Raw genomic sequence first — 10,842 nt, 5'->3', positions numbered from 1 at the left:
CTGACTGGAGCAGATCATTCTGTCTTTCGGTTACGATAGTAAGGTTCTTCCCATAATGATTGTTATTGCTGGTCTTGTCGGTATATGCCAGTTGGTGTTATCAACATGGTCCATCGTTGCTCGTTGGGATGAAGTCTACGAATATGCGGTAGAGTCTCTCCGCGAAAATACTGATCTGTTCAACAAATTCAAGCGAATTAAAGAATCTAACTTGCCTAATGACAGTCTCGAGGAAGACTTTAATTCTTTGCGAATAAAATACGAAAATAGAGAGTTTCGAGATTTAGGGCAGGCACTTACAGACAAAGAGAAGCGTTTTGCAAATCATCAAGCTCTTCTCTACTTTTCGCAAGAGTGTCATGTATGTAAAAAAATCCCAATATCTAGTAAACCATCGAAGTGTAATTCTTGTGGTAATTATTAAGGAAATTCAATGACAAGTCGTGTGGAAGAAATCTTACTTAAAATCACTCAATTAAGCGGTGATGAAAAGGCAGAGTTAATGCATCGAGTTCAAGGCCGACTGGGCGGTGGCTCAGTAAAGTCTAGAGGCAATGACATTTTTGGTGAGAAAATGGGTCATACAACCGTTAACTTTGCCCCTGCTCCTGGTGCCTGCCCACGATGCGGGAAGTAACTCTATGCGTGCTCTAAAGTTTATACTTCAAACAAAATATGAGACTAGTCGTGCTCTCGTCATAGGAATAGATAAATATGAGAAAGCATCTCCATTAGATTATGCAGTGAGCGATGCATCTGAAATTAGAGAAACATTGATTCAAGAGCTAGGGTTTGATGCAGACAACATTACTTATTTAGCCGACGAAGAAGCTACGAAGTCCACTATTTTGACGTCGTTCATGCGATTTGCTAAGGATGATGTCAAGGTAGATGATCGGCTATTTGTATTCTTTGCTGGGCATGGTCATACAAAAGCGGGTGTGAAGGGCGATGTTGGTTATCTAGTTCCACATGATGCTGATATGGGTGACTATTCGACTTTTATCCGTTGGGATGAGCTTACTCGCAACGCAGAGTTAATTAGAGCCAAGCATATTTTATTTGTGATGGATGCTTGTTACGGTGGCTTAGCTGTACATCGAGACTTAAAGCCGGGTAGTAGTCGTTTTTTACAAGATATGTACCAACGTTTTTCTAGACAAGTCATTACCGCGGGTAAGGCTAATGAGGTAGTTGCTGATTCAGGGGGACCTCTACCAAACCACTCAGTCTTTACGGGGCATCTCATTGAAGGGCTCAGGGGGAAAGCGTCAAATGAGTATGGTGTAATCACAGCGAATGGTTTGATGTCTTATGTATATTCTAAGGTTTCAAATGATATAAATTCTGAGCAGACGCCACACTATGGACAATTTGATGGAGACGGGGATTTCATCATATCGGTGCCACAACAGGATACATCGTCAGATGATGGAAAGACGGGAACAGATGATTTAATAAGTATTCCCTATATGGACCAAACTCGGGACTCTGAATCGACTGAAGATAAAATAGAATATGTTAAAGAGTTACTATCTTCAGAACGTTCCCAGATAAAGCTTCATGACTTTTCAATAGAAGAGGTTCGACGTTACTTATCTTCTACGAGTGAAGATAATTTCGCTACCAGTGGAAGCTTCTCCAACGAAGAGCTCTTAGAAAGAGTGGATTTGTATGAAAAAAGCACAAAAGACCTTTCTGTTGTAGTTGCTTGTCTTGCTCACTGGGCTAATGATAATCAACTGAACTCCCTTCTTAAGATTATGGCTCGTTCATGTGATCGATTATTGGAAAACCAAAACGGTATGGTCATTTGGCTAAATCTGCGATGGTATCCGCTGTTACTGCTTACTTATAATGTGGGTATAGCCGCAATCGAGAGTAAGAATTACAAGTCTTTAAGAGAGGTTTTTAATATTAAGCTTGGAGAGCAAAGTTATGACCATCAAGGCTCCCTATTTGTTGAAAAAGCAGCAAATGCTGCTTATGAATTGCGCGAGGTCTTTAAGCGGATTCCTGAATACGATCGTAAATACACACCATTAAGTGAGTATTTGTTTAAGATAGTTCAGCCTGATTTAGATGACTTGTTCTTTTTGAGTCGGGGTTATGAGGCTCTTTTTGATGAGTTTGAAGTTCTGTTTGCTTTGGTTGCTGCAGATCTTGAAGAACGACGTTCTGGTAGCGTTTATGGGCCTATTGGTCGGTTTGGTTGGAAAGGTCAAAGGGGAGGACGAGATTCCCCTTTCCAAAAGTTATTGGATGAAGCCAACCTGCATAAAGAAAAGTGGGGACCTATCCAAGCAGGTATGTTTGGTGGTAGTTATGAAAGGTTTGATGAAATAGCTAATCGCTATAAAAATGAAGTGCTCGCAAACTTACAGTGGTATTAGTTACAAACACAAAGTGTTTTAGCAGCTTCAAATAATGTGTTTTTAAGGTTGCTTATTGTGCAGTTTGTGAGGAAATAGCTGGGTATATACTTGCCATAAAATATTCAAATTCCTATGACCTGTTACTTGGGCTACTTCTTCAATTGAGTAGCCCTTTCAAACAAGCGACTTACACCCTCTCTTCTTAAGTCGTGATACCTCAAATCCTCAATACCCAATTCGTTTCTCACTCGCTGACAGCCTGCGCTCACACGACGCGAGTTGTACGGGAAAATAAGTTCGTCTTTGTTCCTGAATGTTTTCGATTCCCTGTGTATAATCGCCCAATTATTTTTGACGATAATGTCCACTGTGAAGCGTGATTCACCGCTTTGAAGTGTTCTTTTTTAATGCTAAATGATGCCTTCGTTTCACTCCACCAATACGTACTATATGCGTAGTGAGTGGGGGAGCTTGCGGCAGAACTAGCGAGTTTCTGTATATATATGCAGTGTATAGATTTTGAGTAACGCTTTATGAAACCTGACAATACCAGTAAATACGCGGCTAACCGCTTATCCGTTGCACCCATGTTGGATTGGACTGACCGCCACTGTCGTTACTTTCACCGTTTGCTATCTCAGCAGACGCTTCTGTACACGGAAATGGTCACAACTGGTGCGATCTTACATGGTAAGGGCGACTTTCTAGAGTATAACGAGCAAGAACACCCATTAGCACTTCAACTTGGTGGTTCAAACCCGGTTGATTTGGCGGCTTGTGCCAAGCTTGCTGGAGAGCGTGGCTATGATGAAGTGAACCTCAATGTAGGTTGTCCTTCCGACCGAGTTCAGAATGGTCGCTTTGGTGCTTGCCTAATGGCTGAGCCTGAGCTGGTGGCAGATTGTGTGTCAGCGATGAAAGAAGTCACGGATATTCCAATTACGGTGAAAACGCGTATTGGTATCGACGACCAAGACTCTTACGAGTTTCTGACTAAGTTTGTTTCTACTGTTTCTGAAAAGGGTGGTTGTGAGCAATTTACTATCCATGCGCGTAAGGCGTGGTTGAGTGGCCTTAGCCCGAAAGAGAACCGTGAGATCCCACCGCTAGATTACGATCGCGCGTACCAAATCAAGAAAGACTTCTCAGATCTAGTGATTGCGGTAAATGGTGGCATCACTACATTAGAACAAACTAAAGAGCACTTGCAGCACCTTGATGGTGTGATGATTGGTCGTGAGGCATACCATAGCCCGTTTATCTTGGCTGAAGTTGATCAGCAGATCTTTGGTTTAGACACGCCAATCAAGAAGCGTTCACAAGTAGTTGAAGAGATGTACCCGTACATTGAGCGTGAGCTTTCGAATGGAGCGAGCCTTGGTCATATCTCTCGTCATATGCTTGGTTTGTTCCAAAGCATGCCGGGTGCAAGACAATGGCGTCGTTACATCAGTGAGAATGCACATAAGAAAGGCGCGGGCATTGAGGTGATTCAGACGGCATTGGCTAAGATCCCTAAAGAGCTAAACGTATAGACACCCTCAAGGTTAAAGCAAAAGCCAAAAGCTAAGAATTAAAAGCTAGAAGCTTAAGGCTTAAAGAATAAGGTTAAATTCGCCCTTAGAGGCTAAATTTACCATTTTGAGTTTCCGAGAAGCCACGCATGAAGATGCGTGGCTTTTTATTTGCCTGATAAATAAGGAGTTTATGATTGTAGCTAACTTGGTATGGAAGCTGCAATGTTAGAAAGTAGGAAAGATAGGTCATGAACTCATTAGGGAGACCATTATGTTTGAATTAATCTTTGTTCTTATTTTCGTCGCAACTTTACTCGTTACTGGTATTACGTTTATGACGGTACTAGCGGCAACCGGAATCGCGTTAGCGGTCATGCTAGTCTTAGGTATGATGGGCGTTGTGTTTAAACTGCTGCCTTGGCTGATCGTGATTGCTGTGGGTGTGTGGTTTTTCAAAAACTATGTACACAGCTCTAACCAAAGACGTTATTAAGGTCATCGTGTCGTCAAATCTTTACTCGTCAGCGGTTTATCGTTTTAGAATTTAAGATGTGTGGTAGAATTTTCCCCAATAATCTATGAATGTGCATACAATTAGCACAACGATATGGAATTGGAGCTATCTCAAATGAATAAAATGCCATTAATTGCTTTAGTGGGAATGCTTTCTTTAAGCTCGGCAGTGTCCGCTGAAGAAGAGTTTTCTTACACGACTAAGATCGGTGCTGATATGTGGTGGGGAAGTACAAAGCTGAATGAAGCTAGGTCGAGTGACTCAAACTCACCTTCGTTGTATTTCGCATTTGAGCATAATGCCCCTAAGCTGCCAAATGCGAGTTTCCGCTACTCTACTGTTGATACAACATTGTTAGCGTTTGATAAGTACGACTACACGTTCTACTACACAATGTTGGATCACAAGTTGATGAACTTCGATGCGGGTGTGACATTTACTCAGTATGCGAACTCACATTACAAAGATCCGTACAGTTCGAAAACGACAAGTTTTGATGAGTTTACTTGGAGCTTCTACGGTAACGCAGAAATCAATGTCCCTAATACTCACCTTGATATCATTGGTACGATGGAATTTGGTGATAGCAACGGTATTAAGAGTACCGATTTGATGGCGGGTGTTCAGTACCGTATTCCAGTGGCAGATACTGAAATAGCACTTCGTGGTGGCTATCGTGTGATCGACCTTGATTCGGACAAATTCTTCTCTTCAGAGCTGAACAAACCTCTTGAGACAGACAAAGAACCGGATCCGTTAGATGACCCAAAGCCAGGGCCACCTAAATCGTTTGTTATGGTTGATGGTTGGTTTGCTGGCGTAGAAGTACGCTTTTAGGCAATTAAAACGAATCTAGAACGAAATTTAAGAACGTCACTTTATGAAGTGGCGTTTTTTATATCTATTGGTTATACCCAAGCATCTTGAAGTTACTTGGGTATATACTTTTCTGGAATTAGTTAGCACATTCATCACTTTCGACCATCCTTAATACAGAGACCTAATTAGCGTCTATTCTTATAAGGTCTATGTTGTGAGGTCAAAGCAAGGGATGGAATATGACACTCAATGAATTACGAAATTTATATCGAGAAAATCTGTTGGTTGAAGCGATCATAGAGCCCTCAATTCAAGAGGGGTCTTGGGTTGTGGAGTTTCGCCATATGGGCGGTGGCTTTGTTTTGCTTACTGATGTTCATGGTGAAGAGTGTCATTACGCGGATTTAGACCTAGCATCTAAGTCGGCAATGGCGGTTGGCTTTCAACAAGTTCGTATTGAAAACCAGTAACTCAATTGACGTTTCAATCGGTTTTTACTTCCAAAAAGTTATAAAACATACTTTTCTATTCTTTCTTGTTATTAAAAGGAGTGGTTAATCTATCGTCACGCAATGATTAGGGATGTCGTGACCATGTCTTTAAATAAGAAAGAGTCTTCACAAAATAATAATGCACAGTCTGGGGCTAATGAGTTACCTGGGCTAGCAGCACCACTTAATGACCAACAATTGGGTCATCTTCAGCAAACTGTTTCTGAATTATCTTCTCAACAACTGGCATGGGTCAGTGGTTACCTTTGGGGTGTGAGCCAAACTCAGCCTGTGGGTGCCGCCGCGCCAATCGCTCAAGCAGCCGCTGCAGTAGCCGCAAAACCTGCGGGTAAGCTCAGCATTATCTTCGCATCCCAAACCGGTAATGCGAAAGGTGTCGCTGAATCGCTTGAGGCAGAAGCGAAAGCCTTAGGGATTGCTGTCGAGCTTTTCGATGCAAGTGATTATAAAGGTAAGAACCTAGCCAAAGAGACACACGTCATTTTTGTGGCTTCAACCAATGGTGAGGGCGAAGCCCCTGATAACGCTATTGAGTTGCATGAATTCCTTCAATCGAAGAAAGCGCCAAAATTATCAAACCTACAATACGGTGTGATCGGTTTAGGTGACTCAAGCTATGAGTTCTTCTGCCAAACGGCTAAAGACTTCGATAACTTCCTCGCTAAGCTTGGTGCTAAATCGTTTGTCGACCGTCTTGATTGTGATGTTGATTACGAAGAGTCAGCAACGCAGTGGCGCGCTAAAGCATTAGAGCAAGTAAAAGAGACGCTATCGACAGGCACTGAAGCCGATGTAGTTCAGTTACCCGTCGGTCAAGCGGCTGCCGGTCATTCGCAATACACCAAACAAAACCCATACACAGCGACACTATTAACGAGCCAAAAGATCACCGGTCGTGATTCGGGCAAAGATGTTCGTCATATCGAGATTGATCTTGATGAGTCGGGTATTACTTACCAACCGGGTGATGCGCTAGGCGTATGGTTTGAAAACAGTTCAGAACTCGCAAATCAAATTCTTTCTAAGGTTGGGCTGTCTGGTATCGAAAGTGTCGATGTCGATGGTGACAACTTGTCTGTGCATAGCGCACTCGTCAGCAAATTTGAGATTACATCTTCAAACCCTCAGCTAGTGACTAAGTTTGCTGAGCTTTCGGGCAGTAAGAAGTTAATTAAGCTGGTGGAAGATAAAGACAAGCTTCGTGAATACGCGGGTAATACTCAAGTTGTCGATGTTTTAGCTGAGAAGAAGACCAAGCTATCGGCTGATGAATTGATTGGCCTACTACGTAAGTTAACTCCACGCCTCTATTCTATTGCATCAAGCCAAGCTGAAGTGGATGAAGAAGTTCACTTAACGGTTGGTCTGGTTGAATACCAAAAGGGCGATGAATCTCGTCTGGGTGGCGCTTCTAGCTTCTTAGCTCAACGCCTTGAAGAAGGTGGTGAAGTTAAAGTGTTTGTAGAGAACAACAATAACTTCAAACTGCCGCAAGACGACAACACACCAATCATCATGGTTGGTCCGGGTACAGGTATCGCACCTTTCCGTAGTTTTGTTCAAGAGCGTGAAAACAATGACGCAGAAGGTAAAAGCTGGTTGTTCTTTGGTGACCGTACCTTTACTCAAGATTTCTTATATCAAGTTGAATGGCAGAGGTATCTTAAATCTGGTGCATTGACCAAGCTTGATGTTGCGTTTAGTCGTGATCAAAAAGAAAAGGTTTATGTTCAAGACCGATTAATTGAACAGGCAGAGCAGGTTTGGCAATGGCTTCAAGAGGGCGCGTACCTCTATGTATGTGGCGATGCAACTCGAATGGCAAAAGATGTCCATGAAGCGTTAGTTACGATAGCGGAAAAACATGGCAACCAAAGCCGCGAACAAGCTGAACAATATATTAATGATTTACGTAAAGCGAAACGTTACCAAAGGGATGTGTACTAATGAGCAAGCAAGTAATAGAGCAAGAAGTGCTAGGTCAAGTACTGGGACCTTTGGCTGACAATGAACGTCTGAAGCGTGAAAGTAAAAACCTTCGCGGTACGATTGAACAAGATCTTCAAGATCGTATCACTGGTGGTTTTACTGCTGATAACTTTCAGTTGATCCGCTTCCACGGTATGTACCAACAAGACGACCGTGATATTCGTAATGAACGTACTAAGCAAAAGCTAGAACCTTTACATAACGTAATGCTTCGTGCGCGTATGCCAGGCGGCATCATCACTCCTAAGCAGTGGTTAGCGATTGATAAATTCGCAGATGAAAGCACCTCTTATGGTTCTATCCGTCTTACAACTCGTCAAACTTTCCAGTTCCATGGTGTGTTGAAGCCGAACATTAAGTTAATGCACCAAACACTAAACAGTATTGGTATTGATTCAATCGCTACTGCGGGTGACGTAAACCGAAATGTTTTGTGTACCACAAACCCGGTTGAGTCCGAGCTACACCAAGAAGCTTATGATTGGGCGAAAAAGATCAGTGAACACCTATTACCTAAGACTCGTGCTTATGCTGAGATCTGGTTAGATGGTGAAAAGCTCGCAACAACAGATGAAGAACCTATCTTAGGTAGTAACTACTTACCACGTAAGTTCAAAACGACGGTTGTAATTCCTCCGCAAAATGACGTAGATGTTCATGCTAACGATCTTAACTTTATTGCGATTGCTAAAGACGGAAAGCTGGTGGGCTTTAACGTATTAGTGGGCGGTGGTCTTGCAATGACGCACGGCGATACTTCTACTTATGCACGTAAAGCTGACGACTTTGGTTTTGTGCCATTAGAGAAAACGTTAGATGTAGCGGCAGCTGTTGTGACGACACAACGTGACTGGGGTAACCGTTCGAATCGTAAGAATGCCAAAACCAAATACACACTAGACCGTGTTGGTATTGATGTATTCAAAGCAGAAGTAGAAAAACGTGCAGGCGTTGAGTTTGCTGAAAGTCGTCCTTATGAGTTTACTGGCCGTGGCGACCGTATCGGTTGGGCGGAAGGTATTGATGGTAAGCACCACTTAGCGTTATTCATCGAAAATGGTCGTTTACTTGATTTTCCGGGTAAAGCGCTGAAAACAGGTGTTGCTGAAATAGCGAAGATCCACAAAGGTGATTTCCGCATGACAGCGAACCAAAATCTCATTGTTGCAGGTGTACCTCAGAGCCAAAAGGCACAAATTGAAAAGCTGGCACGTCAATACGGTCTGATGGATGATGCCGTTTCAGAACAGCGCAAGAACTCAATGGCGTGTGTGGCATTCCCAACATGTCCGTTAGCAATGGCAGAAGCCGAACGTTTTCTTCCTGAGTTTGTAACAGATGTTGAAGACATTCTGAAGAAACACGGGTTACCAGAAGAAGATAATATCATCCTTCGTATCACAGGCTGTCCAAACGGCTGTGGTCGTGCAATGTTGGCTGAACTTGGTTTAGTCGGCAAGGCTCCAGGGCGTTACAACATGCACTTAGGTGGCAACAAAGCCGGAACTCGTATTCCTAAGATGTATAAAGAGAACATCACGTCAGCTCAGATTTTAGAAGAGATTGATTCGCTGGTGGGGCGTTGGGCTACGGAACGAACGGATAATGAAGGGTTCGGTGATTTTACAATCCGAGCTGGCATCATCGAAGAGGTGATCATTTCAAAGAGGGATTTGCATGCATAATTCTGTCGCTTCAAAATTGAAGTTAGCAGAGCTACTCGCATTGACTAAGACGGAGCAGATACTTCGTCTTGGACAAATTAATGCTGAGTTAGAACAGCTAACTGCATTAGAAAGAGTGAAGTGGGCTCTGGAAAACTTAGAAGGAACACATGTGGTGTCTTCTAGTTTCGGAATCCAAGCAGCATTGATGCTGCACTTAGTGACTCAAGCCAAACCCGATATTCCAGTTATTCTGACAGACACCGGGTACCTATTCCCAGAAACGTATCGCTTTATAGATGAGTTAAGTCAGAAATTGACTTTAAACCTTCAAGTCTTTCGCGCACAACAGAGCTCTAATTGGCAAGAAGCGCAATATGGCAAACTTTGGGATCAAGGTATAGAAGGAATAGAGAAGTATAACAAGCTTAATAAAGTCGAACCGATGAGAAGAGCGCTGGATGAACTAGAGGCTGGCACTTGGTTTTCAGGGTTGCGAAGAGAGCAATCTCAATCGCGCGCAAACTTGCCGATCTTATCTATCCAAAATGGTGTGTTTAAGTTCTTGCCAGTAATTGATTGGACAAATAAAGATGTTCATTATTACTTAGAAGAGCATGGTCTCAGTTACCACCCACTTCGCGAGCAGGGGTACCTTTCTGTTGGAGATACTCATACGACTAAGAAATGGGAACCGGGTATGACTGAAGAAGAAACCCGTTTTAATGGTCTAAAACGAGAATGTGGTCTCCATGAAGACGATGGAGAGCAATATGGCTCTGGGATTTAGACTCATTGCCATTTAAAAAGCTGCCTCAAGGCAGCTTTTTTAGTTTCTAGGGGATAAAATTAAAGCGATTGTGGATAAGTCTGTGGTTATTATGTAGGTACTTTGTAGTTAAACTTGCATAAATAAGGCTTTGGGTGTTTATCCATCATCTAACCGTTATTTTTGCACTTTTTGGTAATAAACACTTGCCAATGTGAGGAACATCTCTATAATGCCGCCTCACTGACACGGTAGACGCCACAAGGCTTCAGCGAAGAATGTTAGTTAGGCAACTAGCTTTAAGCGATAATTCGCTTCTACTTTTAGAAAGTAGAAATTAATTTTCAAAAGTGTTTGACACTGAGAATTAAAACGCTAGAATGGCCGCCTCTTCCGAAGTGATGTAGGTCACAACGAAGAGAAGCTCTTTAACAATTTAAACCTATCAATCTGTGTGGGCACTCGTTGATGAATATCAAAACGTTTTATCGTTAGATAAAACAGATTCTTCGGAATCAAAACTGATTTCAATGAACTGAGTGACCAATACGTTTAACTACTTGTAGTTATTTGGCACAGTCAATTCATTACCATTCTGTTCCTATTTATTTAAGAAGAGAGGGGTAATAGCTTTAGAATTACATGTTCATGTTTACATGAATATTAGTTTTGAAGTCAGTATT

10 protein-coding genes and 1 pseudogene are annotated in these 10,842 nt (G+C 42.4%); 10 read left to right on the top strand and 1 reads right to left on the bottom strand.

What is annotated here, in order from left to right; genetic code table 11:
- Positions 1-4 precede the first annotated feature (4 nt).
- The 3 genes from AB4589_RS20685 to AB4589_RS20675 are packed head-to-tail and all read left to right on the top strand — an operon-like array spanning position 5 to position 2,393.
- Positions 5-424 (top strand): mobilome CxxCx(11)CxxC protein, encoded by a 420-nt coding sequence (locus tag AB4589_RS20685; protein ID WP_372101602.1) that lies wholly within the window; start codon positions 5-7, stop codon positions 422-424.
- A gap of 9 nt (positions 425-433) precedes the next feature.
- Positions 434-637, top strand: coding sequence for a hypothetical protein (locus AB4589_RS20680; RefSeq protein WP_372101601.1), 204 nt, complete (start codon positions 434-436; stop codon positions 635-637).
- A gap of 4 nt (positions 638-641) precedes the next feature.
- Positions 642-2,393 (top strand): caspase domain-containing protein, encoded by a 1,752-nt coding sequence (locus AB4589_RS20675; protein WP_372101600.1) that lies wholly within the window; start codon positions 642-644, stop codon positions 2,391-2,393.
- A 42-nt stretch (positions 2,394-2,435) separates the two neighbouring features.
- Here the strand turns inward: AB4589_RS20675 and AB4589_RS20670 are convergent.
- Positions 2,436-2,683 (bottom strand): annotated as a pseudogene (locus tag AB4589_RS20670) (tyrosine-type recombinase/integrase); the annotation flags it as partial.
- A gap of 225 nt (positions 2,684-2,908) precedes the next feature.
- On the opposite strand from AB4589_RS20670, the gene dusA reads away from it, so the two are divergent.
- The 7 genes from dusA to AB4589_RS20635 all read left to right on the top strand — a co-directional run bounded on the left by dusA (position 2,909) and on the right by AB4589_RS20635 (position 10,180).
- Positions 2,909-3,910 carry a tRNA dihydrouridine(20/20a) synthase DusA gene (gene dusA / locus AB4589_RS20665; protein ID WP_050651411.1) on the top strand — a complete coding sequence of 334 codons (1,002 nt, stop codon included), beginning with the start codon at positions 2,909-2,911 and terminating at the stop codon, positions 3,908-3,910.
- Positions 3,911-4,163: 253 nt separating this feature from the next.
- The gene (pspG, locus tag AB4589_RS20660) at positions 4,164-4,385 is read left to right on the top strand and encodes an envelope stress response protein PspG (protein WP_009847904.1); all 222 of its coding nucleotides are present in this window, start codon (positions 4,164-4,166) and stop codon (positions 4,383-4,385) included.
- Between the two features lie 135 nt (positions 4,386-4,520).
- Positions 4,521-5,243, top strand: a complete 723-nt coding sequence (locus tag AB4589_RS20655; protein WP_081326142.1) for a TIGR04219 family outer membrane beta-barrel protein — start codon at positions 4,521-4,523, stop codon at positions 5,241-5,243.
- A gap of 221 nt (positions 5,244-5,464) precedes the next feature.
- Positions 5,465-5,695: a hypothetical protein gene (locus tag AB4589_RS20650; RefSeq protein ID WP_004735813.1), complete on the top strand. Its 231-nt coding sequence runs from the start codon at positions 5,465-5,467 to the stop codon at positions 5,693-5,695.
- 123 nt (positions 5,696-5,818) lie between these two features.
- On the top strand, positions 5,819-7,684 hold the full coding sequence (locus AB4589_RS20645; RefSeq protein ID WP_371703549.1) for an assimilatory sulfite reductase (NADPH) flavoprotein subunit: 1,866 nt from the start codon (positions 5,819-5,821) through the stop codon (positions 7,682-7,684).
- Positions 7,684-9,411, top strand: a complete 1,728-nt coding sequence (cysI, locus tag AB4589_RS20640) for an assimilatory sulfite reductase (NADPH) hemoprotein subunit (RefSeq protein WP_372101599.1) — start codon at positions 7,684-7,686, stop codon at positions 9,409-9,411. Before AB4589_RS20645 ends, cysI begins: the two co-directional genes overlap by 1 nt.
- A complete protein-coding gene (locus AB4589_RS20635; RefSeq protein WP_102250087.1) occupies positions 9,404-10,180 on the top strand; it encodes a phosphoadenylyl-sulfate reductase in 777 nt (258 codons plus the stop codon). Before cysI ends, AB4589_RS20635 begins: the two co-directional genes overlap by 8 nt.
- The last annotated feature ends 662 nt before the right edge of the window (positions 10,181-10,842 follow it).

The sequence above is a fragment of the Vibrio sp. 10N.222.49.A3 genome (assembly GCF_041475145.1).
GTDB lineage: Bacteria > Pseudomonadota > Gammaproteobacteria > Enterobacterales > Vibrionaceae > Vibrio > Vibrio tasmaniensis_A.
This window is presented reverse-complemented; position numbering and strand designations above follow the sequence as displayed.

Bases quoted from the DNA above. Each gene is read 5' to 3' on its own strand.
- AB4589_RS20650 (WP_004735813.1), top strand. From the start codon at position 5,465: ATGACACTCAATGAATTACGAAATTTATATCGAGAAAATCTGTTGGTT.
- pspG (WP_009847904.1), top strand. From the start codon at position 4,164: ATGTTTGAATTAATCTTTGTTCTTATTTTCGTCGCAACTTTACTCGTT.
- AB4589_RS20635 (WP_102250087.1), top strand. From the start codon at position 9,404: ATGCATAATTCTGTCGCTTCAAAATTGAAGTTAGCAGAGCTACTCGCA.
- AB4589_RS20675 (WP_372101600.1), top strand. From the start codon at position 642: ATGCGTGCTCTAAAGTTTATACTTCAAACAAAATATGAGACTAGTCGT.
- dusA (WP_050651411.1), top strand. From the start codon at position 2,909: ATGAAACCTGACAATACCAGTAAATACGCGGCTAACCGCTTATCCGTT.
- AB4589_RS20680 (WP_372101601.1), top strand. From the start codon at position 434: ATGACAAGTCGTGTGGAAGAAATCTTACTTAAAATCACTCAATTAAGC.
- cysI (WP_372101599.1), top strand. From the start codon at position 7,684: ATGAGCAAGCAAGTAATAGAGCAAGAAGTGCTAGGTCAAGTACTGGGA.
- AB4589_RS20655 (WP_081326142.1), top strand. From the start codon at position 4,521: ATGAATAAAATGCCATTAATTGCTTTAGTGGGAATGCTTTCTTTAAGC.
- AB4589_RS20645 (WP_371703549.1), top strand. From the start codon at position 5,819: ATGTCTTTAAATAAGAAAGAGTCTTCACAAAATAATAATGCACAGTCT.